18 protein-coding genes and 1 pseudogene are annotated in these 23093 nt (G+C 37.9%); 5 read left to right on the plus strand and 14 right to left on the minus strand.

Translation table 11 applies throughout. The annotated features are described in order from the left end of the window. Window positions 1–90: 90 nt before the first annotated feature. From FD46_RS01215 to FD46_RS01250, 8 genes and pseudogenes are all read right to left on the minus strand, one after another. Window positions 91–1002: an RluA family pseudouridine synthase gene (locus FD46_RS01215; protein ID WP_057895365.1), complete on the minus strand. Its 912-nt coding sequence runs from the start codon at window positions 1000–1002 to the stop codon at window positions 91–93. 6 nt (window positions 1003–1008) lie between these two features. Further along, entirely contained in the window at window positions 1009–1902 is an 894-nt protein-coding gene (locus FD46_RS01220; protein ID WP_057895366.1) for a hypothetical protein, read from the minus strand. 1049 nt (window positions 1903–2951) lie between these two features. Then, window positions 2952–3182 (minus strand): hypothetical protein, encoded by a 231-nt coding sequence (locus tag FD46_RS01230; protein WP_057895368.1) that lies wholly within the window; start codon window positions 3180–3182, stop codon window positions 2952–2954. Further along, entirely contained in the window at window positions 3160–3582 is a 423-nt protein-coding gene (locus tag FD46_RS01235) for an FtsX-like permease family protein (RefSeq protein WP_057895369.1), read from the minus strand. The genes FD46_RS01230 and FD46_RS01235 overlap by 23 nt, the downstream gene beginning before the upstream one ends. Window positions 3583–3733: 151 nt before the next feature. Next, window positions 3734–3862: pseudogene (locus FD46_RS10695) on the minus strand (ATP-binding cassette domain-containing protein); the annotation flags it as partial. A gap of 179 nt (window positions 3863–4041) precedes the next feature. Continuing rightward, the gene (locus tag FD46_RS01240; RefSeq protein WP_057895370.1) at window positions 4042–5265 is read right to left on the minus strand and encodes an ABC transporter permease; all 1224 of its coding nucleotides are present in this window, start codon (window positions 5263–5265) and stop codon (window positions 4042–4044) included. 1 nt (window position 5266) lies between these two features. Beyond that, the gene (locus FD46_RS01245) at window positions 5267–6157 is read right to left on the minus strand and encodes an ABC transporter ATP-binding protein (RefSeq protein WP_057895371.1); all 891 of its coding nucleotides are present in this window, start codon (window positions 6155–6157) and stop codon (window positions 5267–5269) included. Between the two features lie 72 nt (window positions 6158–6229). After that, window positions 6230–7120 carry a LysR family transcriptional regulator gene (locus FD46_RS01250; RefSeq protein ID WP_057895372.1) on the minus strand — a complete coding sequence of 297 codons (891 nt, stop codon included), beginning with the start codon at window positions 7118–7120 and terminating at the stop codon, window positions 6230–6232. 320 nt (window positions 7121–7440) lie between these two features. Between FD46_RS01250 and FD46_RS01255 the strand changes: the two genes are divergently transcribed. Further along, window positions 7441–8652: an acetate/propionate family kinase gene (locus FD46_RS01255; protein ID WP_057895373.1), complete on the plus strand. Its 1212-nt coding sequence runs from the start codon at window positions 7441–7443 to the stop codon at window positions 8650–8652. A gap of 291 nt (window positions 8653–8943) precedes the next feature. Here FD46_RS01255 and FD46_RS01260 read toward each other — a convergent pair whose 3' ends face one another. Both FD46_RS01260 and FD46_RS01265 read right to left on the minus strand, forming a co-directional pair. Beyond that, window positions 8944–10128 (minus strand): MFS transporter, encoded by a 1185-nt coding sequence (locus tag FD46_RS01260; RefSeq protein ID WP_057895374.1) that lies wholly within the window; start codon window positions 10126–10128, stop codon window positions 8944–8946. Window positions 10129–10363: 235 nt separating this feature from the next. Beyond that, entirely contained in the window at window positions 10364–11506 is a 1143-nt protein-coding gene (locus FD46_RS01265; RefSeq protein WP_057895375.1) for an ABC transporter ATP-binding protein, read from the minus strand. A 128-nt stretch (window positions 11507–11634) separates the two neighbouring features. On the opposite strand from FD46_RS01265, the gene FD46_RS01270 reads away from it, so the two are divergent. The 4 genes from FD46_RS01270 to FD46_RS01285 all read left to right on the plus strand — a co-directional run bounded on the left by FD46_RS01270 (window position 11635) and on the right by FD46_RS01285 (window position 16069). Further along, the gene (locus FD46_RS01270) at window positions 11635–12933 is read left to right on the plus strand and encodes an ABC transporter substrate-binding protein (protein ID WP_057895376.1); all 1299 of its coding nucleotides are present in this window, start codon (window positions 11635–11637) and stop codon (window positions 12931–12933) included. A 5-nt stretch (window positions 12934–12938) separates the two neighbouring features. Beyond that, a complete protein-coding gene (locus FD46_RS01275; protein WP_057895377.1) occupies window positions 12939–13793 on the plus strand; it encodes a carbohydrate ABC transporter permease in 855 nt (284 codons plus the stop codon). Window positions 13794–13796: 3 nt separating this feature from the next. After that, window positions 13797–14612 carry a carbohydrate ABC transporter permease gene (locus tag FD46_RS01280; RefSeq protein WP_057895378.1) on the plus strand — a complete coding sequence of 272 codons (816 nt, stop codon included), beginning with the start codon at window positions 13797–13799 and terminating at the stop codon, window positions 14610–14612. Window positions 14613–14929: 317 nt separating this feature from the next. Continuing rightward, window positions 14930–16069, plus strand: coding sequence for a PQQ-dependent sugar dehydrogenase (locus FD46_RS01285; protein ID WP_202813458.1), 1140 nt, complete (start codon window positions 14930–14932; stop codon window positions 16067–16069). Between the two features lie 290 nt (window positions 16070–16359). Here FD46_RS01285 and FD46_RS01290 read toward each other — a convergent pair whose 3' ends face one another. The 4 genes from FD46_RS01290 to FD46_RS01305 all read right to left on the minus strand — a co-directional run bounded on the left by FD46_RS01290 (window position 16360) and on the right by FD46_RS01305 (window position 22833). After that, window positions 16360–16758 carry a VOC family protein gene (locus tag FD46_RS01290; protein ID WP_057895379.1) on the minus strand — a complete coding sequence of 133 codons (399 nt, stop codon included), beginning with the start codon at window positions 16756–16758 and terminating at the stop codon, window positions 16360–16362. A 137-nt stretch (window positions 16759–16895) separates the two neighbouring features. Continuing rightward, a complete protein-coding gene (locus tag FD46_RS01295) occupies window positions 16896–18353 on the minus strand; it encodes an amidase (protein WP_057895380.1) in 1458 nt (485 codons plus the stop codon). 424 nt (window positions 18354–18777) lie between these two features. Beyond that, window positions 18778–21312 (minus strand): M1 family metallopeptidase, encoded by a 2535-nt coding sequence (locus FD46_RS01300; protein WP_057895381.1) that lies wholly within the window; start codon window positions 21310–21312, stop codon window positions 18778–18780. 141 nt (window positions 21313–21453) lie between these two features. Continuing rightward, window positions 21454–22833: a DUF2252 domain-containing protein gene (locus FD46_RS01305; RefSeq protein WP_162257988.1), complete on the minus strand. Its 1380-nt coding sequence runs from the start codon at window positions 22831–22833 to the stop codon at window positions 21454–21456. Between the last annotated feature and the right edge of the window lie 260 nt (window positions 22834–23093).

Below are 23093 nucleotides of genomic sequence, written 5' to 3' on the forward strand. Positions count from 1 at the left end.
ACTTGCTCAATCCATATTTCTTAAAAAGATTGTATACTCTTATACATATTATACCAAAACACCAAAAAAACAATTTAGGCAGCGGAAAACCTAATTTTTACCTAGCTTTTGAATTTTTAGTCCTAGTTTTGAGCACAAGCACCGCATATCAGCCGGCATCGGTGCAAGTACTTTTTTCTCTTGTAAAGTGAAAGGATCCGTATACGTCAGTTTAAAAGAATGAAGTGCTTGACGATCGATTCCCGCATCTAGCACACCGCCATAAAGTTCATCACCAAAAAGCGGATATCCTAAGCTGTCTAAATGAACTCTGATCTGATGTGTTCTGCCGGTATGCAGCTTAACTTCAAGCAAAGAAGCCTTTGAACTTGATGCTAAAACCCAGTATTCGGTCCTAGCGCTTTGCCCTTGAGAAGTAACGCACCTTTTTATCTCCTGTCCCACTCTTCCAATCGGAGCATCAATAACTGCATGTAGCTTCTCTGGGCACCCTTTAATAACTGCCAAGTACTTCTTGTCAATTTGGTGTTCTTCGACCTGCTTATTGATCATCCCTTGTGCAAACCGGTGCTTTGCGATCAGCACTATTCCACTAGTATCACGATCCAGCCGCGTAATAAGATGCGGTACTGAATCTTGTGCACCGTTCTTTATCAAATACCCTTTTACCCGATTGACTAAAGTAGTAGTCCGGTTACTCGGCCCCGGTACACTTGTTATTCCGGCAGGTTTATCCACTACTAACCAGTTCATATCCTCAAATAATACCCGCAATTGCCCATTTTCTAAAGGAACCACAGAATTATTTTCTGGCGGCAGCCATAGCGTCACTTCACAAAGACCGCTGACAATTTGGTTTAAAACTGCTTGTTGGCCGTTTAATAGTATCTTTCCCTCCCCGTGCTTTATCTGAGCTAAGATACGATGACTGACCTTTTTTGCTGTTAAAAATTTTTTTATTGTAATTTCTTTTTCCAGAGCTGATTTCCAAGTATATTTCATTTTTTCTCACATATTCAAAATTTTCATGCTATCTACTTTTTTTCTAAACATTCCCAGTAAAAATCCCGCTGCACCAAAAATCAGTAACCAAATGCTAATCAGCTGCATCTGCGCAAACGCTTTTTCTAAAAGATTATCAACTAAGCCGCTGGCTTGCTGTGCTTGTTGTGCAAAGTCAGAAACCATTGCAGAGTTTCCAATCAAAAATGCACTCACTAACAGAATAATTCCACTGATTAAAGCTGACAAGCCAATATAATGAAGCCAACGCCAGAAGTTACGAGCACTTAAAATCTGCAGCAAAAATAAAATAATCGTAGCCAGTAGACTGCCGAAAAGAATTATTCGATTTATTTTAACAGTTGAACTAAGAATATCTGCCAGTTTTCTTGCAGGAGTTTCATCAATTTTTTTCGTTAAATACTCTCCCAATCCGTTTAAAAAAGTGCTTTGTGCAGATTGATAAATAGTATTGTTTGTAGTCAAGCCTGCACCCTGTGCTTTCTGTTCTATATTCTGCCCAATCTGGTTTTTGACATCATCTGTATCCAACAACACATTTTTACCAGCATAAACATTACGGGTCAATGTACCTAAATCTGTTTTAACCTGATCCTTAGTTAATAAGTTTTCTGCCAGTGTAGATGGAATATTATTTTGAACTGCTAATGAAGTTACTACTTGATTCAAAGTATCCGTCGCTTCATTGACATAAACAGACTTTGTAATCTCGTTCACTGCCGTGTCAGCATTAAAAACGGTTTTATTCAGCGAATAAGTAACTGCAAATAAGAAAAGTGCAATACTGCAAAAGAATGCCAGCCAACGACTAATGCTGCCGTTAGGAGACCTTTTTTGGCGCAATGCACTTCTGCTAAAACTTTCATTCTGATCTCTCATCTTTTCACCTCTCAGCCTATGCTCCGCTATCAGTATAACCCAGGCAAGAGATGTTCAACAAGCAAATCATTCAACCTTAGTTCTGAAATATTTAATTACAATCCGACTTGCACCTGCAAAAACAACTCCGATTATGATTGCTGTAACAAAAGGTATACTTGGATTAGAGTATTTTGATATGGTACCACTTTTATAACCTACTAAAAAATCCAGAAAATTTTTCACAGCTATTGAAGACTTAATTAAAAAACCTCGTTTTCCAAAATTAGCGAGCAAAGTTACACTAAAAATCAAAAGAGTAAAAAGGGCAATAAACACAAAGACACGTTGTTTTTTTGTAAAGAGTGTGAAAAAACTTCCTATGAAAAAAACTCAAAGTGAGAGTATATAATGCTAAAATAGCGAACAACATACCTGCAAGGTTATTCAACAGCAGGTTTAAAAAAATTTACCATATAAAGTGAATTTTCTTCCCAATTCTGAAAGGGATTAACAAATACAAATAAAATACCGATAATTTATCCTAAAACACTGATCCCCAAAAGAGAAATGAGCTTTGCTTTCCAATAAGTTTTGCGTGAAATACCATTTTGAATGAGTAATTTAAAATCCTGATAACCAAACAAAGCTAAAATAGGAATAATAAAAAAGAATAACTACCCAAGATGACTATTTTCAAGTATACTTTTGAAGTTAAGCGGGTTATTGCTCAAAAGCCTTAAAAACGAAGAAACCAGAATCAGCCCAACTACGATCCATAACAAAACAAAAATGTTTGACTTAAAGTATGTCTAAATAAATTATGGTATTTTGTTCTTTTTGCATCACGTCTATTTGCCTTCCTTCGTGTTTGTTAAATTAATAAATAATCTCTGTAAATCCAAATATTCAAGTGAAACTGTATCAGGTAAAATTCTGGTTTCGTCAATATTACCAAAAACATACTTTCCGCAGATACTTCCTAAAACTCCCGGTGATTTGCGTCAAAACCAAGAACCGGTTTATCTAAAAAGATATATTTTGCTGGGACACGTAATGCAATGATCAGCTTAAAGATACTGTGGTAACCCGTCGAAAGTTTGCCAAACTTTTTGATTAAAATCAAGTGAAAATTCGTTTGCTAATTTTACTGCATAGGAATGATCAAAACTGCCGTATAATAGTTCTGTAGTTTTAAAAAGCTTTCTTAAACGCTCACTTTCGGAATAAAGATTTTGTTCACTCATTAAGTAAATCTGCCCCAAAGTATCATCGTTATCAAAAACCGTCGTTCCATCCAATATAACCGTTCCTTCTTTTATTCGAATTCGATTGGCAATAATATTCAAATATTGAGAATAGACCAACAATAGTTGCTTCAAACCAGATCAACTGTCCCATTTTTTTCTTACGAACACCCAGCATAATAAACAAACCATAATCTCGTTGACGCATGCTGAGTAAAAAATTGTTTGCATAATTGACATATATTAAAGTAATCAGCATCAGCAAAACCGAACCGATCGTAAAAATATAACCAATAATACTCATTATCTCTCCGTTGGAATGCAGATACGTTCCATTAGTAGCTAATGTTTCAAAAAGATAAAAAATAACGTTTGAGATAATCAAGCCAGAAAAAAGTACAAGATAGTCTTTCAGACACCTTTTCATCCCACTCATAGCTAATTTTCGCAGCATTGTTTTCCTTCCTTATTCAAATGTTTCCAAAATATTCAGTACGTCTTGATAAAACTGCGAACATTTTTGTTCCGTTTTTGTTAGTTCATTTTCAATTTGCCCATCTTTTATAAAAATAATTCTTTTACAAAAACTTGCTGAAAAAGCATCTTGTGTGACCATCAAATGTTGCCAGCATGTTAAGCAATGTAGTTTCCCCTGAACCAGAAGGTCCCATAATCCCCACAAACTCGCCCTTTTGTACTTTAAAACTAATCGATTTTAATACTTCATACTTTTTTGCAGTCTATTAACCTTAATAATCGTCTCAGTGCCCATTTTACTGACTCTTTTTTTCTTATGTTGTTTGGTTAATTACTCATGCAACTAACTATAGCGTTGAAAAGGAAGGAACAAAAAAAGAGCTGAGGCGAATCTAATCACCTGCTCTTTAATACTCTTGGCTAATTTAACCTGTAATTATTTTATCTTCAGGCCTCGTCTAAAACTCTTAATAAGACCTACATCATCTGTTTGTAAAATCAACCCAGCATACAGGCTGCCGACATAAACAGTCAGCCCAACCGTACTGGCCAGTAAAATTATGAGAGAAATTACCACCTGAAAAGTATCGGTATTTCCATTGATTAATCTAATAGGCATAAAAAATGAAGACAGAAATGGAATAAAAGATGCAACCTTTACGATAACATTATCAGCTGACTGTCCTAGAATAAGTGCACCGAAGAAGCCTGCCATTACCAGGTACATAACTGGCTGAATAGCTTTTGAAGTGTCTTCTGGACGGACTACTAATGAACCGCATAGAGCTGCCAAGACGGTGAAAATAATCACCCCAAGTAAAACATACAGCAAATTCAAGTTTGATAAATTAGCAACAACCTTGTCAACTGTTTCTTTATTTTCGTTAAAAATGCTTTTTGTAAATTCAAAGTGCGGGCTTACGAAGTAAAGTGACATACCACCAATTAAATAAATCGCCAAATGAGTTGCAATCACCCCAAACGTCCCCAAAATTTTTCCATAGAAATAATTCTTAGCAGGCATACTTGAAAAAATCATTTCCATAATTTTAGTTCCTTTTTCAGATGCAATCTCTTGAGCTACAGTGGTTGTATACGTAAGTAAAATAAAATACATTATGAATAATAAAGCCATAAAAGAAACCAATTTAACAGCACTTTGCGCATTTTGATTATTATCAGAAACTGTTTGCTTCAGTTGCGGCTGCGTTCTAAGAGTCAGTAATTGGTTTTGACTCAATTGTGCCTTTTTTAAATTCATTATTTGCTGTTGTGCAGAAAGTATCTGTAAAAAACGGTCGTGTTGTGTTTCAGAAAGATGTTCTACACCAAAATAAGCTGCTGTCAATTTGCCATTCATATTTTCAACCTTAAGATAGCCTTTGATCTTTTTGGATATAAGAGCTTTTTTGGCAGCAGTAACGGTTGGATACTTAGCAGTTGTATTTGTTTTATCGACAGTCAGCTGTTTTTTCAACCGCGAATCAGCTGTAACAACTGCCACACGATCTTCCTTGCTGCCAGCCATAGTTGAACTAAGATATCCAACACCAAATGAAAGCAGTAAAAAAATAAAGGGTGAAAGAACCATTAATAAAAAGCTCCAAGACTTCACCTGACGCCGATATGTTTCTTTAATCACTATCCCAATCTGTACCATTTTACTTAACCCCAGCTTTCATTTTGAAGATTTCATTTAAAGTTGGCGGCTGCTGGTCAAAGGTTTGCACATATTCTCCTTTAGTTACTTCATCGAAAATAGCAGTTCCATACTTTTCGTCTTCAAGAACTAAACGATAGCTGCCGAATTTGGTTTGAGAAACTTTTTTTACGTGTGCGAGTTGCTGTAATTCTTCAAGCGAACGCGGTGTACGGACAAAGATCCGGGTTAATCCAAAACTTTCGCGAATGGATTGAATATCTCCATTTAAAACTATCTGTCCGTCATTCACCATCACCAAGTCATCACAGAGTTCCTCAACATTTGTCATATCATGATCCGAAAAGATAATCACTGCACCGTGCTTTTTTTCCTCTAAAATAATTTGTTTAAGCAGATCTGTATTAACGGGGTCCAATCCGCTGAAAGGCTCATCTAAAATAATCAGCTGAGGCTTATGGATAAGCGTACAAATCAACTGTACCTTTTGCTGATTTCCTTTTGAAAGACTCTTAATCTTATCTTCAGCTTTTCCTTTAACCTGCAGTCTTTCCAGCCACCAAGCCAGCCTTTTACGAACTACTGCTGTAGATAAGCCTTTTAAGTTAGCTAAAAAACGGACTTGATCAAAAACAGTCAGCTTAGGCATCAGACTTCTTTCCTCAGGCAAATAGCCTATTTTTTGATAAGTCTCTTTAGTGATCGGTACGCCCGAAAAAGAAATTTGTCCAGTGGATTCCACAAAATTTAAAATGCTATGGAATATAGTGGTTTTACCTGCACCATTTTTACCGACCAACCCCGTAATCTTACCGGTTTCAGCCTCAAAACTGACTCCTTTTAATACTTCTTTTGTTCCAAAACTCTTATAAAGTCCCTTAACTTCAAGCATTGCACTCCTCCTAATAAGCATTTTTTATAACAACATCAAAAAAATGGCGTTTTATTTCAATAACTCTGAATTTTAACTATTAAAGACCAATGTTTGCCTGATGGAATCTAAAATACGCTGTTGCAGTTTATTAAAAACATGCGACCGACGATATGCGATATTAGTTACAAACATTGGAGCATCTTGATCAAGTAGTTCTAGTCTCACAACATCTGTGCGAAAGGGTTGAATTATTGCCGTTAAAAAACCGATGCCGACCCCATCAGCAACCAGATTAACTAAAGTATGTGATCCGTTAGAACGAAAAACAACATGCGGATGAAAGTGATTACGGGTTGTTAATAGATTAAAGGCATGATTATGCACGAAACCATCCTTAAACAATACAAAGTCTTCATCCTTTAAATCAGAAAAATAAACAGTTTTTTTCTTAGCTAAAGGATGATTCTGTGAAACGTAGACTACAAAGGGCTGCCGGTCAAATTCTTCAGTAATAATTTCTTTATCATTCAAGGGATCAATTGAACCTAATAAAGCAAGATCAACTTCACCTGTTTGAAGAGCTTTTAAGGTTGTTTTCGACCCGTATTCTAACGTCTGAATTTTATTCAATAAACCGTGTGTTTTAAGATTTTTTGCAACTTGCGGAAAATAGTTGTTCTCAATAATCGGGGGCAGCCCCAATGATAACTTTTTTTGCCGCTCATCTTCAATTTCATGCAGGAGCCACTGGCAATGCAGCATTATGTCTTGGGCATGCTGGAGAAGCTGCTGTCCGCATTCTGTTATAATAAGCTGACGTTGAGCCCGATGCCTAATAATCAGTTTCGCACCCAATTCGTTTTCAAGACGCTGCAGAGCAAAAGAGATTGTTGGCTGACTCACACCAAATTTTTGCGCAACTTTAGAAAAATTTTTGATCTTTGTTAAGCATATAAAGTATTCAAGATCTCTAGTATTCAAAAAAATACCTCTATCCCAAGTGTATTAATATTTATATTGCTATTATAAATTATTTTTATATGTAAGAGCAAGTTTGCTTTCTGAGATACCTTCAGACTTTTTAAAAAGGTTCCGTCAAAAAAATTTTCAATTAAGCAGTCTCATTTCTAGTGAAATTATATTCAAACATATCTATGCTTACACCGTATTTCTCATTACTCAGTCTGTTAAAAATAAAATATCCTATAATTGTGGGATTTAATATTGACATTTTAAAAATAAAGGTTATCATTTTATTTGTGAATACAATCACATGAGCAGGAGCTAAGGAGGAAAAAATCATGGGCAAAATTCTAGCAATAAATTCTGGAAGCTCAACATTAAAAATTCAAGTATTTAAAATGCCGCAAGAAAAGAGTATCGCAAACTTTTTATTTGACCCAATCAACCGTGATCACTGCGATGTTACCCTCAAGATGGAAAATAAGGAGCAAGTGTTTCGACTCCAAAGGGGCTTTAACTACGAGGAAGCAATTGCCCATGCAATTAAACTTTTATTGCAAAACAATATATTAGCTTCTGTCGAAGAAATTAGTGGCGTAGGTCATCGTATCGTAGCTGGAGGTGAGTATTTCACCCGCTCCGTCCCTATAACTCCAGCAGTTTTTAAAAAAATCGAGGAACTTTCAGAACTTGCACCGCTGCATAATCCTGCTAACTTAAAAGGCATTAGTGCAATTAAAAAATTACTGCCGCAAGTCCAGCAAGTCGCTGTCTTTGACACTGCTTTCCACGCTGAAATGCCAAAAAAAAATTTTCTTTACGCTCTTCCCTACGCTTATTATAAAAAATATAAAATTCGTAAATATGGTGCTCATGGAACAAGCCACCGTTATGTAGCAATGCAGGCAGCTAAGATGCTTCATAAACCGTTGTCTGAGTTAAAACTGATTACCTTGCACCTGGGTTCAGGTGCATCTATTGCTGCAATTAAAAACGGCAAGAGTATTGACACTTCAATGGGATTTTCCCCCGTTTCCGGTTTAATGATGAGCTCTCGTGCAGGAGACATTGATTTTTCAGCCCTTGCATACCTAATACATAAGGGAGTAATTTCAAATGTTGACAGTTGTCTGGAATTGCTCAACAGAGACTCAGGATTACTGGGAGTTTCACAACTAAGTTCCGATTTGCGACAGATCGAGGAAAGCGCTGTTCATAACCCACAAGCAAAACTTGCAATTGAAATGTTTGTTAAAAAAATCTGTGACTACCTCGGTGCCTATTGGATAGAGCTGGGCGGTGCTGATGCATTAGTTTTTACCGGGGGTATTGGTGAAAAAGATGCAAAAATGCGCGCCAGGATTGCTGCAAAGCTGAAACCCCTTCAAATTTTCAGTAATGTACAAGCTAACCAAGCTGCTAGTGAACGCGAGGCCGATTTTACCGGCCCTTCCAGTAACGCCAGATTGCTAGTTATTCCTACTAATGAAGAGCTCATGATTGCAAGAGACGTTTTCAAAATAACTTCTCGTTTGTCTCAAAGAATATGAATTTGTTTTATTAAGAAAAGAAATGTGCCGATAGCCGTTAGGCTTTGAGTATTAATTGTGGATTACGAACTTAGTCTGAATCTGACTATGAGCAATTCATGGTTAAACGGAAAATACCGACTCTCGAAACACGTTAATTCGCAAATTTCAGGTTAAAACAGAGGGGCTGGGTCAAAAGTTAACTTTGACCCAGCCCCTAGTGTTACCTCATAGTATTCGTATTAATATCATCCAATAGTCAATTTTTCCCACATCTTCTTATTTTTATTTTCATTGTTTAAAAGAGTTACGTTAATCTAACTTCATACCCATTGTTTCCTTACCTAATAAAATAATTGCAAATACTGCACAAAAGATTGCTGCACAAAAAATACCAAAGATCACTGTAAAGGAAACATTTTTTTCTAATAGGGCTCCTACCAAAAGCGGACCGCAGATTCCTCCAAGTCGGCCTACTCCAGCCGCAATTCCTGTCCCAGTAGCACGGATTACGCTAGGATACTGTTCCGGAGAATAAGCATAAAGTGCTCCCCATGCTCCTAAATTGAAAAATGATAACAAAATTCCGAACAAAAGCAGCGAAAAAAGTGTTGGGGCGTAACCAAAACCAAGGGCACTAACTGCCGTTCCAAAAAGAAAGACTGTTAATATCCATTTACGTCCAAACTTTTCAATTAGCCAAGCTGCAGTAAAATACCCTGGCAACTGAGCAATTGTCATTAATAATGTATAACCAAAACTATGAATCAAAGTATACCCTTTAAGTGCAATCACACTAGGGAGCCATAAAAACATTCCATAGTATGAAAAAACTACAAAAAACCATACAATCCATAACATCAAAGTCTTTTTCAAATACTGTGGCTGCCAAAGTTCTTTTAAAGACTGCAGCAATAACGGACGTTGGCCCGCATTTGATCCTTTATTCACACTTCTTAAACCATAGCGCAGATATAAAGTATATAAAGCCGGTAATGCAGAAATTAAAAGTGCAATTCTCCAACCCCAGTTTGGAATTATAAAGTAAGAAATCAACGCTGCTAAAATCCATCCGCCTGCCCAGAAACTTTCAAGCAAAACAATAATTCGGCCGCGTTTTTTCGCGCTTACATTTTCAGATACTAAGGTAGAAGCAACTGGAAGTTCTCCTCCAAGGCCAGCACCTACAAAAAATCGTAATATAGCAAATAAGATATAACTGGCAGCAAAAGCAGAAATACCTGTACCAACAGAAAAAAAGAGAACAGTAACAATTAAAACATCCTTTCTGTTGAAACGGTCTGCCAAAATTCCAAAAAAGACTGCGCCAAACGCCATTCCAAGAGAGCTGATACTGCCAAGCCAGCCCATTTGAAGCTCGCTGAGTTTCCAGTCATTTTTAAGAGCCGCAATCACAAAAGAAAGCATCCCCACATCCATTGCATCAAATAACCACGCTAGCCCCGTAACTGTTACTAGCTTTCTTGCTGAATTCATCAAAAACCCTCCTAATAAATTTTGAAAGGTGTAAAGACACCCCAACCCATGATTATTGTTTTACCCTTTTGGGGGTGTCTTGTCAACATAAATTTTCAGACAAAACAAAGGAACCGGGTCAAAATTTTATTTTTACCCGGTTCCTTTGTTTATATCTTTAATATGCAAATTAGTGCACTCTAGCAAACAGTGTCTTTCTTTCCGGTTTAAGCGCTTTTTTTCTTATCTGGCAAGGCTAACCATCTTGAAGTGTCAGACCGCTTTTAGCGTCAAACAAATAAATATTAGAATTACGAATATAAAGATCTAATTTTTTGTGGCTATCGTCATTTGGAATTCTTTTAGGTGTTTGGGTCACAATATTAACCCCATCTTTAGTTTTTAGATAAACAAGTGTATGACCACCCATATATTCAGCCAGATTTTTAGTTGCAGAAAGCACAAAAAACCCTTCTTTTTGTGCAGAACTTTCAGAGGCTCCTTCATTATCATCTCCTGATTTTTTTACCTGCGTTACTTTTTCAGGCCGAAAACCAAGTACAACCTCTCTTTTATCCGTTGGCAGAATCTCTTTTTTCACGAATTCACTAAGGTCATAATTTACACCGCCTGAATTAAAGATTCCCTTGTTTGAAAGAGTACCCTTTAAAATATTCATGCTAGGAGAACCGATAAAACGAGCAACAAAGAGGTTACGCGGGTTATCATAGAGTTCTTCAGGTTTACCATATTGCTGTACCACTCCATCCCGCATGATCAAGATTTTATCCGCCATTGCCATCGCTTCGGCTTGATCGTGCGTTACATAAATCGTTACAGTTCCAAGCTGCTTATGTAGCTCGATAATATCCTGCCTAGTTGAAACACGTAACTTCGCATCTAAATTAGAAAGCGGCTCGTCCATTAAAAAAACCTCTGGCGCACGCACCATTGCGCGCCCTAGAGCAACTCTTTGCCGTTGTCCTCCAGAAAGCTGTGCGGGTTTACGAGCCAAATAATCTGTGAGTTTAAGTTTTTGTGCTGCTTCCTTGACACGTGAATCAATTTCACTCTTGGAAAATTTACTAAGTTTTAGGTTGAACGCCATGTTGTTGTAGACAGTCATATGCGGGTATAATGCATAGTCTTGAAAAACCATCGCAATACTGCGCTTTTGCGGCGGAATATTATCGAAGCGCTTTCCATCTACGCTAATTTTTCCCTTTGTAACTTCTTCCAAGCCCGAAAAACAACGCAATAATGTAGACTTGCCACAGCCTGATGGCCCAATAATTGCAACAAATTCCTTATCGTCAATCTCAAGATTAATATCCTTTAGGGTATCATTTTCTGCATTATCATAACGTTTATAAAGGTGTTCGATTTCAATCTTGCTCATAAGAAACGCCTCCTCGAGTTTATTCTTTGCTTTTGTTTCTGCAGTGTTTCATAATAAAAACATAAAATTTAGGTAAGAAAGAATGGTGCTCTTGACAAACAACTGACAAATGAATCGGGGCGAAAGACATGAAAAAAAGGGTTTTTAAAATTGCTAGGCTAACTTTTATGTTGAGTTTATCATTAATTGTCTTAACATGTTGTAGTTTTAGCTCGCAAAAAGAAAAGAATTCAAAAATTACACTTAACTTTTTCAACCAAAAGCCTGAAATAACCACCCAGTATCAAAAGCTGGCGCGGATGTATCATGCTAAACATCCAAATGTAAATATCCAGATTACTACTTCAGGACAAGGGGGCGGAGCAGCAGCTTTACAGGCCAAATTTGCCTCTGGCGAAGCTCCAGATATTATTATGCTTGGCGGACTGCCTGAGATAGATCGTTATAAGGACCATCTGATTAATCTAAAGGATCTTAAGGCAAGTAAAAACATAGTACCAAATCTTGTCAGTGGTGGCATTTCAAATAAACGTATGGTTGGAATCCCGGTCGACCTGGAAGCCTATGGGTGGTCATACAACAAAGCCGTTTTTGCTAAAGCTGGGATCGATGCTTCAAAAATCAAGAACTATTCTGAATTTTTGAAAGCGGTTGAAAAACTTAATTCAGAAAAGAAGAAGATCGGAATTAATGCAGTTTTCGGCTTTAACGGAGCTGATACCAATTCAATTGCTTCCGTTTCAGCACAATTTACTTCTCTGCCATACAACAATAACCTCGTCAAAGCTTTCAAAAGCAAAACTTTCCCTTGGAAATACGAGAAGCAAATGAAAAAATATTATGATCTCGTAAAAAAATATAATGTACAACCGATTCTTTCAGTCAAATATGATCCTTCTGTCCAAGACCTTTTTTTCAATGGAAAAGTTGCTATGATTCCTCAAGGAAACTGGATTATTCCGACACTTGATGGTCTGGAAAAGGGGTACGTACAAAAGAATCTTGGAATGCTGCCCTTTTTTGTCAAAAATGATGGTACTGACCGTATTTTGACCGGTTCTTCTTGGTATTTAGGAATCACTAAGGATCATCCCAAACGGCAGAAAGCTGCTAAAGATTTTATTAACTGGATGTATACTTCAAAAGAAGCTGAGAATGTAATCATTAATGAAATGCGTTTCGTTCCCGCAACTAAGAACTTTGATGTTTCAAGGTTGCCTGATGACCTTTCTAAGCAGATTTATCGGATTGGCACCTCCAAAAAAGCACAATCTCCTGTTCACAAACAGTATCCGAATGGCTTTACTAACCAAGCTCTTGGGCCATATATACAGCGCTACTTCGTAAATGGGATCTCTTGGAAAGAATTGAAAAAAGAAACATCAGCTAAATACCGGCAGCTCAGGGAAATTCAAAGTGGGGAGTGATAAAAATGCTTATCAAAAAACATCAATATCTGGCTTTTGTTTTACCAGCAGTTTTCTTTATACTATTGATTATTGTCGTACCTTTTCTGATAGGAATTTATTATTCTTTTACCGATTCCAATGGTTTACGCTCTTCTTTTATTGGTTGGAAAAACTTTGAGGTCCTTTTTCAAGACTCCACCTTTCTGCAAAGCTTTTGGCTTACAGTTAAATTTTCATTTGTTTCAGTTATTTTAATCAATTTAGTCGGTTTAGCTTTCGCGTTAATCGTCACCAGTCACAACAACCGACTCACAAAATCACTCAGAACCATCTTCTTCATGCCGAATCTGATCGGTGGAATCCTGCTAGGCTTTATCTGGCAGTTCATTTTTACTTCTGCTTTTCAGGCAATTGCTGCTGCTTTTCACCTTGACTTTTTCAAAGGTTGGTTGAGTAACCCTTCAACAGGTTTTTGGGGGATAGTAATTCTGTTTGTCTGGCAGATGAGCGGATACATTATGTTAATCTATGTTTCTTTCTTGAATGCAATTCCTAAGAATACTATTCAAGCAGCTGTTTTGGACGGTGCAAAAGCAACCCAAATTTTCTTTTTCATCAAGCTGCCGCAATTGGCACCGGCTTTTACAATTAGTCTGTTCCTAACACTTGCTAATTCGTTTAAACTCTATGAGCAGAACTTAGCACTTACAAATGGCGGTCCATACCGTTCTACAGAGATGATCTCGATGTATATTTATAACACTGCTTTTGTAAACTTCCAGCAAGGATACGCTCAGGCAGCCGGAATTATTCTCTTCCTTTGTGTAACCATTGTTTCCTTTATTCAATTGGCCCTTTCAAGAAAGCAGGAGGGATAGCAGATGAAAAAATCAACAAAAATCTTACTTGGCTTTCTTTTTGGTATCATTGCCCTATTCTGGTTCTATCCTTTTATCATCGTTATTATCAATGCTTTAAAGGGAAAAAGGGGAATTTTCCAAAATCCGTTATGGTTTACACGTGATTTTACGTTTGCAAACTTTAAAACTGCTTACCAAGCCCTTGATTTTACAAACAGTTTCTTCAACTCTTTGATTATCACTGTAGCCAGTGTCATCGTAATCACATTGGTTTCAGCTGCAGCTGCCTATGCCCTTTCTCGTGTTAAAGGGCCTTTTAGTTCAATTCTCTACTACCTTTGTGCCGGTACTATGCTGATTCCTTTTCAGTCAATTATGATTCCACTGCTGTCGCTTTTCGGTAAAGTTAATTTTCTTAACAGAACAAGCCTAGTCATCATGAATACAGGGTTATCAGTGAGTCTCTCAATCATTCTCTTTTATGGAGCTTTTCAAGGAGTCTCAAAAACCCTTGACGAAGCTGCTGCTTTAGATGGAGCGTATCCTTTCAAAACCTTTGTCTATATTATCTTTCCAGCAGTTAGCCCAATGACGGGTACTGTTGTCATCTTAAATGCAATGAAGATCTGGAATGACTACCTGTTACCTTCTCTAGTTGTTAATAAAGATGGCATGTACACAATTCCGCTTAAAATGTATGCTTTCTTCGGCGAAACAAACAGCCAATGGCAATTAGCATTAGCTGGTCTTGTTTTATCAATGGTTCCAATCATTATCTTGTTCCTTTTATTACAAAAACAAGTTATGACAAGTGTGACAGAAGGAGCTATCAAGTAGTTCTAAATGAAAGAATAATATATTGCTGATAAGATGTGATTAAAGTCACTGAAAAGAGTCTAGACAAAAATAATTGCTAATTGTCGCGACTCTTTTCCTTTTCTAAAATTAGCTAAAATTTAACTATCATTCCTAAAAAAAGGATTTTCATTTCAAATAATTCAGTACAATGGAAAAAGTTTGTTTTAAATGCAGTAACTGTTCAGTTGCTTGAATATGTGCCTAGAAAAGCTTTTTTCAGACTATTGTAAGAATAAATAATAGCAAAAATTCTTCTTCCACTGTTTTTGTATCAGACAAGAAAGGGCTGCATTTTTATGAAGAAAGTGTTACTCGTTGTTGGTATATTTCTCGGGATCTTTATTTTATCAATATTTTTAGTCTTTGGCAGAATGCACTACAACAATAGTTCTGAAAAAAAAAGTAGCTCCCAGATTCAGCAAACACAAAGCTCTAAAGCTTACAAACAAGTACAGCTGACCTCAAAACCTAGAATCGTTGCAGATAAACTTGAATCCCCTTGGTCTCTTGTGTTTTATGATAACAGTATACTAGTCAGTTTACGTGACAACGGAGAAATTCGCGAAGTACTAAAAAATAAGAAGACCCGTATTGTGGGAAAAGTTCAAGACGTTGAACATATCGGCGAAGCCGGCCTGCTCGGTATGGCAGTCAAAAAGACAGCTGATACGCCTTACTTATATGTCTACTATTCTACTGCCCAAGATAACCGGGTTGTACGTTATAATCTAAATGGCGAAAAAGGAACATTCAGTATCTCAAATCCTAAAGTAATTTTAAGTAAAATACCGCAAGCAGCTAATCATAATGGCGGCCGAATTGCTTTTGGGCCAGATGGGATGCTATATGTAACTACTGGGGATGCAGGAGAATCCTCTAATGCGCAGAATAAAAAATCTCTTGCTGGTAAAATTTTGCGAATGACCCCAGAAGGAAAAGCTCCTCAAGATAATCCTTTTAAAGATTCGCTAGTTTACAGTTATGGACACCGCAATCCGCAAGGCTTAGCCTGGACCGAAAAGGGTGTACTGTACGCTACTGAATTCGGTCAAAATGAATGGGATGAACTCAACAAAATCAGACCAGGAAGCAATTATGGCTGGCCGATTCACGAAGGAAAGGCTGACACAAAGAAATTCAGCAATCCACTTCAACAATGGCAGCCTCAAAATGCCAGTCCAAGCGGATTAGCTTACCATAATGGAATATTGTTTATTGCAAATTTGCGTGGAGAAACTCTACGAGCCGTTGCAACTTCTGCACCTCAAACAGCACGCACATACTATACTGATCAATATGGGCGCATAAGAGACGTATTAGTAATTCCCAGCAAAAAAGAGTTATTATTTATCACTAATAATACTGATGGCAGAGGCGATCCTGCAGCCAGCGATGACCGCTTGTTTTCAGTAAAATTCAATGAAGAAAAAGACTAGGAAAACAGCTTCCACTATAAAGATTCGGTTTTATTTGGAGTTAACTAGCTGAGTCGCACTGAAAAAACGGAAATGTGCCAGAAGCTCAGCAGTCTTAGTTAAATATTAACTGCGAATTACGAACGTAGTTGAAACCTGATTATCAGTAATTCGTGATTAAGTAAAAAAAGCTGACTATTAAAACACGCTAATTCACATACTGCAGATCACAGGAAAAGGGGCGGGTCAAAATATAACTTTTGATCCACCCCTCTTTTATTAAATCTACACCTGATTAATGTTTAAACGAGTTACACTGACATCCAAGCAGCAGACAGTATATTTCCATCTGGATCCTTAACTTCTAATTCATACATCTGATCTTCAGGCATACCAAGTTCTACATGATAAAAATCGCCGCCGTTTTCTTTAGCTTTTTGTGCAAATTCCTTAACTGCAGCGATGCTTTCCATACTAAAGGCTGTCATCGAATTGTTTGTTTTTTTTGTATCAGCAATAGTCTGTCCTTTTAAAAACTGCTTGTAAAAATCATGAGTCAACAGCATCACCCAGATATTTTTTCCCCACATCATGCCGCTCCCGTTTTTATCAGAAAATTCTGGATTTTTTATGAAACCTAATGCCTCATAAAATTTGATTGAACGTTGCATGTCAGTGACGGGTAAATTAACAAATACCATTTTATCCATTATTATCATGCTCCTTTCTTAACTTCCTACAGGTAAACTGAAAAACAAGTGACTGATGCAGTAAATTCATTAACCTTTATCCACATTGATTGTCTCATTGTTTATTAAAAAAGCAATTGATGTGTTCTTTAATCTAATTACTTTCTAAGCATCTTAAATTTTCCATTCTTTTCAAATAAATTACCGATTTGCAGCAAAGTACTTTCTGCTCCTTTGCGTGCAATAAATTGAATACCTAAAGGCAACCCTTCGTGTGAAACGTAAGTCGGCAAACTGATTGCAGGCTGTCCAGTGATATTAGCCTGCTGCGTAAAAGGTGTTAACTCCAGGCTGCTTTCAAAGAAATCATAAACCAGTTGTAATCTTTCTTTTTTATCAAGCTGAGTAGCCTTCTTCATTTTCGCAATAAGTTCAGCGGAAATTAAGGCCTGATTTATTTTAGGAGCTGTCGTAGCCGTTGTTGGTGTTAAGTAAAGATTATAATCGTCATACATCTTATCAGCTTCATAACTAGCCTGATCCCATTGACTCAATGTTTGACTATAATCAACTGCATCTAAAGAAAGTCCAGCCTGATGAATCACCCAAGTTACAAGTTCAACATCTGAAATCTTAATTTCTTTTCCGCTGCTGCTTTCCATCTCTGCGAACATACTGGCCGTTTCTCCTGCATTAATAATGTAATAGCCGCGCATTAATTTTTGACCATCTAATGGATTCTTTACTTTTTTTACTGCTATACCCTCTTGCCTTAAGAAGGCAACAGCTTCCATTACTGCGTTTTTTGCATCTGGACTAACAGGTGTTCCCACTGGTGAAGTTGTTGTGTATCCGATTCTAAAATTATTTGCCAACGGCAGCGTACTTTCATGCAGGAAGCCCTTGGTAAAAAGCGGTGTCTGGAAAGGAGCAGCTGGTTGAACGACCTGAAGAGCATCTAGTAATGCGGCAGTATCTCGAATTGAACGTGTCAGTGCAAAGTTGATTGCAGCTCCCTGCCAGCCGCGCCAAGAACCAGGTCCTACCGGAATTCTTCCGCGAGTAGGCTTTAATCCGATCAAACCTGAAAACGAAGCAGGAATTCGAATAGAACCGCCGCCATCGCTTCCAGCTGCAAGTGTCACCATTCCGGAAGCAAGTGCACTAGCTGCACCGCCAGAAGAACCGCCTGGAGAATATTCCGTATTCCATGGGTTTCTTGTTGGACCGTAAAGCACAGGATCAGTAACATTCTTGAAGCCGAATTCCGGTGTATTGGTTTGTCCGATAATTATAAAGCCAGCCTGCTGCAAACTACGTACAAAATTATCGGTTTGGCGAGCACGATTATTTTTTAATAGTTGTGCCCCAGCTGTTGCGGGTTCTCCTGCTAAGCTTTGTCCCAACCCCTTAAGTAGCAGTGGTACACCAGCAAATGGAGCAGTTATGTCAACATTCTGTGCCTCTTTTAAAGCCGCTTTTGATCTACGATTAATTACCGCATTCAGCTTCGGGTTAAGCTGTTCAATTTTTTGCAGACTCTCTTCCACAAGTTCACGACTGCTAATCTTGCCTTCTTTTACAAGTTTCGCCTGCCCTAATGCATCAATTGCCATTTTTACTCCTCCTTATTTTGCTGCAGAATAATTTGTTAACTCAACTCTAATATTCAGTGATAATTTAAGCAATTAATTTAGGCACTTGTTTTGATTAAGCTATAAAATGAAAGAAAGGGGGCGTGCCAATAGCCGTTAGACTTTAAGCATTAACTGCTAATTACGAACATAGTCCGAATTTGACTATGAGTAGAGTAATTTGTGGTTAAGCAGAAAAGACTGACTATTGAAACACGTTAATATGAAATTGCAAAAGAGTCCAAAAAAAACTGAGCCAAAACATACGTTTTGACCCAGCCTCTTTCTGCTATCTAACAGTTGTCAACTAGCGTGCTTCAACAATCAACTCTTTATATCTGGCCATAGGTACTTACTCATAGTCAGTTTTTGACTGAATCCGTACTTTGCTATTAACCACTCCAAATTATCTGATAAACTCAGAAACTGCATCGTTGACAGCATTCTTTTCTTCTTCAATAAGCTCAACGCGGCTTTCAATTACCTTGGTATCCATTTTAATTTCACGTGTTAACCCAGGTGTCGCCAACTTAGGCTCAAAGAATTCTTTAAACTCAGCTAAACGTTCAGGTGTACGGAAGATCCCAGCGATAACTGTAATAAAGGTTGTAAATTCCATATCACCGCCAACTGTTTTTTCCAGCCACTGCCAATCATTACGGATCCAATCCCAAGCAGCCTGTTGTCCATCGTCATTAGCAAGTACTCCCCGGAACCATGCACGCAAATCTTGCGGTTTAACAGTGTCTGCATCTTCAAATTTTTTAATCAATTCTGCAATTAACTCTTTATCCGCAGTGCTTGTCAATGCAGCACACAAATCGGCCTTATAACTGGCATCGAAAGATTCCCGATACTCCGTTAATAATCGTTTGAATAATTCAGCACTGCCAAAGTTTTTAACCTCATTTGCCAAAACAACTACTCGAACAGCAGCAGGCAATGCAGCTAATTTTCCTTTGCTGGCCTCGAATAATTCATGTGCAGAAGCAATTGCTGCAGCATTTTTGGCGTATAGTGCAGCACGTAAAACGTATGGCCTGGTCAGCTGATCATCATTTGATTCCTCCGGTTTTGACGTCCAGCCTAAACGTGCAATCTGTGATACACTCAGCCGATCAAAGAATGCCTGGAGCGCTTTTTCTTCCGCAGAATCCGGCAGCACAAATTTCTTCAAGTTATTGGCAACTTGATATAAAGCAGCATTCACAACTGCTGAATGACTATTTGCAAAACGTAACAAGACCGGTACAACAGCAACGTATGAGATCTGTCTTCCTTCTGCCAATAAACGCAGATCTTGCAAAATCTGTAGTTGAGAAATGGCATCCAACGCAGCACTGTTATCTAGAATATCCTGCAAGAGAATTTCATCATACTTAACGATGAAATGCGAATTGTTTCCGACATTCAAACGCAGCGGCTTTGCATTTGCAGCCCTCAACTCAGTATATTGGCCCAGTGTAACACTTTTTTCAGTTAAAATTGCTGGTGCTGCATCATAGTTGCTGTTTAACGGAATTTGCCACTTTCGTCCAACTTCTTGACCCTTCCCAATGAAGAATTGCTGCTGTGATAATGTTAATTTTCCGTCAACAATTCCAGCAGTTACTACTGGATAACCAGGCTGTTCTAACCAAGAAGCCATAATAGCTCCTACGTCAACCCCAGAAGAATCCCCCAAAGCAGCCCACAGATCAGCTCCTGTTGCATTGTCAAACTGGTGTGCAGCAAAGTAATTTTTCAGACCTGCGCGCAAGGCTTTATCTCCAATCAAAGCCCGCACCATTACCAACATCCGTGCTCCTTTAGCGTAAACAATTGCCCCGTCGAATAGTGCATCGATTTCAGCAGGATTATTAACTTGGACATGGACTGACTGTACTCCATCAGTTGCATCACGCTGTAAGGCTGCTGGAGCTTCTGAGGTCTGGAAACTCTCCCAAATATGCCAATCCGGTTCAAGTGCGTCAATCGCAACGTATTCCATCATATTAGCAAAGCTTTCATTTAACCACAGATCATCCCACCACTTCATAGTGACAAGGTCACCGAACCACTGATGAGCTAACTCATGAGCGATTACTGTAGCAACAAGCTGTTTCATATCAAGTGCTGTATTTTCAGGATCAAGCAGTAGATATGCTTCACGATAAGTTACAAGGCCCCAGTTTTCCATTGCTCCCGCTGAAAAGTCAGGCAATGCCAATTGCCAAGAATGCGGTAAAGGATATGGTGTTTGATAAAAATCTTCATAAAATTCAATAGAGCGTTTGGCAATATCAAGTGCAAAGTCCAGTTCATTGGCTTTATGTGCCTTAGTCGCAAAAACACCGACTTTTACACCACTCTTTGTAGTTGTTTGTCTGCTTTGCAAGTTGCCGAATGCAAAGGCCACTAAGTAGGTTGACATCCGAACTGTCGTATCAAAATAATGCACCCCATCTTCAACGCGAATCTCCGGCATGTTACTTAAAACTGTTTCGCCAGGTTGTTCATCGAATTTGAGAGCAATATCAAATGTAGCCTTGGCTTCAGGTTCATCAACACATGGAAAAGCCTGACGAGCAAAGTTGGTCTCAAACTGTGTGCCGATAATCTGCTTCTTAATACCGTTAAGTTCATAATATGATGGATAGATCCCCATCATAGTATCTGTTAGCGGAGCCTTATAAGACAGCGTCAGTGTCACCTTACCAGCTTTGATCAAATCAATTCGAACAGCATCAGCTTTTTTATCTATGCTAAACGGCACAGCTTTTCCATCTGCTTGAACAGACGCAATCGTCAAATTCTTTTGATGAATTGCAATTGCCTGTTTTTTAGCATTGCCTGTGATCGTTGTCTTCCCGGTAAATTGTTTGGTTTTGCGATTGATATCTATAAAAATATCATAATGTGTCGGTTGGAACGTCTGATAAAAGCGTGTCAATTCAGCCATAATTTCTCCCCTTGTTTAATTAGAATAAAACCATTATACGACTTTCATTATTTGGGCGCTACTATCCCAGATTTTATCAAGCATACTTTAAATTAACTCTATACTAAAAATATTTATTTTCCTATGAGTTTCAAAAGTAACCTAATCTTTTTGCTTTTTTACGTATGCTTTGTATTCTTTATAATCTCTTTTTACTTGTTGTGCATACTTAAGTGCCCACTCTGCCGTCAATTCATCAAAGTCCACTGCTTCTTTAAGGTAGCCTTGAATCATTGGTGCAGTCGGACTGTGAAAATGGCTGAATGCGAGCAGCAAAGCGCAAACTCTCGTATAAAGTTTGAAACCTTGCCAATCCATCTTCTCAATGTTAAATGAGCCCTTCATATCCCTGAACTGACGAACATAATAGCTGCGCTGACCGATGTTCATACTGCCTAAAAAGGGATCTGAAGCCGATTGCATTATTTTTTGTGCTTTGATAATTCTATTTCCCTCACCAATTTCACGATGAAGATCAATATCTAGATCCAATGGAATGAAAGAATCCCTTGTCGGTAGAGCTTCCTTAACTTGAAGGACTAAATGACTGCCATCATTAGCTGTCAAGAGCAGCAGGTAACAGCGCGTCCCGAAGCTGCCTACACCTACACTATGGCGGATAACATCTGTAATCTTATATTGCATCAGCAAAACCCGAATACTTTCAGTAACTGTCGTCCGATAATCTTTAAACGCAGCTGCAAACTTTGGAAGCTGTTCATCAGAAACCCGCACTGAGCGGGGAGGATCTTCAACAAAGACCCTTTCTTTCTGATCATTAACTGCTGTAAATTTTTTAAGAACTTTATCCAAATTATTTTTAGTTGCCTTCTCAATAACACTGGTTAATGACTCTTCAAGTTCACTATCAGTTTGTTCATGGATAATTTTAGTCAGCAAGTGGACTTTAGGAGAAAGATAAAATCGTTCCATTAATTGCATAGAGGCTGAATAAGTAATCGCGGACCGATATGCTGCAGACACTTTTTTCATTAATTTTTCCAGCTTTTTGTTCTTAAAACCATTCTCCTTGCCTGCTAAATAAATACTCACCAGCAAACGTCGCAGATCATTTTCCCAGTTATCAACTCTGGCTTCATCAAAATCATTCAGGTCAAATAACAATTGGCGTTCCGGGGAAGCATAAAAACCGTAATTTCCTAAATGGGCATCACCGCAAAGCAGAACAGGAATATTACTATGCACCTGATTAGCTAAATCAAAATCCATTAAACCGGCAGTTCCCCGGTAAAACGAAAAAGCACTCTTAACCATTCTCTGTCTTCTCATTGGAAGTAATTCAGGAATAAGCCCTTTTTCAACTGACTTAATAATCTTAATGACATTCCTATCAACTTTTTGATAAGCAGTCAGCTTCTCGCTTGGAGTTTCTTGGTATCTTTCCAGACCCTTTTCAATCAGCTCATGTTTTGTCTTTGAAACATTGATCTGATTAACATCAAATATAATTTCTTTTGCCATTTGCATTTTGTCCTTTCATAATTTTGCTTCTGTCTTAATTCAGCTTCCGCTCTATTATGATTGTAACGCTTTTTTTATGTTTTATAGCAAAGTTCAATTAACTACAGGGAACTAAAGTAACTGTGAGAAATTTACAAAATACTAAGTATGAACATAATCATAGCAATTTTTTGCAAGATAACTAACAATTGAACTCCTCATTCTTCAAAGCAATTACCAAAAACTAGAAAAGCTATGCCAAAAATATACGCATACTTGGC

The sequence above is a fragment of the Liquorilactobacillus oeni DSM 19972 genome (genome assembly GCF_001436275.1).
In the GTDB taxonomy this organism is placed as follows: Bacteria; Bacillota; Bacilli; order Lactobacillales; family Lactobacillaceae; genus Liquorilactobacillus; species Liquorilactobacillus oeni.

Bases quoted from the DNA above. Each gene is read 5' to 3' on its own strand.
- FD46_RS01215 (WP_057895365.1), bottom strand. From the start codon at position 1,002: ATGAAATATACTTGGAAATCAGCTCTGGAAAAAGAAATTACAATAAAA.
- FD46_RS01220 (WP_057895366.1), bottom strand. From the start codon at position 1,902: ATGAGAGATCAGAATGAAAGTTTTAGCAGAAGTGCATTGCGCCAAAAA.
- FD46_RS01235 (WP_057895369.1), bottom strand. From the start codon at position 3,582: ATGCTGCGAAAATTAGCTATGAGTGGGATGAAAAGGTGTCTGAAAGAC.
- FD46_RS01240 (WP_057895370.1), bottom strand. From the start codon at position 5,265: ATGGTACAGATTGGGATAGTGATTAAAGAAACATATCGGCGTCAGGTG.
- FD46_RS01245 (WP_057895371.1), bottom strand. From the start codon at position 6,157: ATGCTTGAAGTTAAGGGACTTTATAAGAGTTTTGGAACAAAAGAAGTA.
- FD46_RS01255 (WP_057895373.1), top strand. From the start codon at position 7,441: ATGGGCAAAATTCTAGCAATAAATTCTGGAAGCTCAACATTAAAAATT.
- FD46_RS01260 (WP_057895374.1), bottom strand. From the start codon at position 10,128: ATGAATTCAGCAAGAAAGCTAGTAACAGTTACGGGGCTAGCGTGGTTA.
- FD46_RS01265 (WP_057895375.1), bottom strand. From the start codon at position 11,506: ATGAGCAAGATTGAAATCGAACACCTTTATAAACGTTATGATAATGCA.
- FD46_RS01270 (WP_057895376.1), top strand. From the start codon at position 11,635: ATGAAAAAAAGGGTTTTTAAAATTGCTAGGCTAACTTTTATGTTGAGT.
- FD46_RS01275 (WP_057895377.1), top strand. From the start codon at position 12,939: ATGCTTATCAAAAAACATCAATATCTGGCTTTTGTTTTACCAGCAGTT.
- FD46_RS01280 (WP_057895378.1), top strand. From the start codon at position 13,797: ATGAAAAAATCAACAAAAATCTTACTTGGCTTTCTTTTTGGTATCATT.
- FD46_RS01285 (WP_202813458.1), top strand. From the start codon at position 14,930: ATGAAGAAAGTGTTACTCGTTGTTGGTATATTTCTCGGGATCTTTATT.
- FD46_RS01290 (WP_057895379.1), bottom strand. From the start codon at position 16,758: ATGGATAAAATGGTATTTGTTAATTTACCCGTCACTGACATGCAACGT.
- FD46_RS01295 (WP_057895380.1), bottom strand. From the start codon at position 18,353: ATGGCAATTGATGCATTAGGGCAGGCGAAACTTGTAAAAGAAGGCAAG.
- FD46_RS01300 (WP_057895381.1), bottom strand. From the start codon at position 21,312: ATGGCTGAATTGACACGCTTTTATCAGACGTTCCAACCGACACATTAT.
- FD46_RS01305 (WP_162257988.1), bottom strand. From the start codon at position 22,833: ATGGCAAAAGAAATTATATTTGATGTTAATCAGATCAATGTTTCAAAG.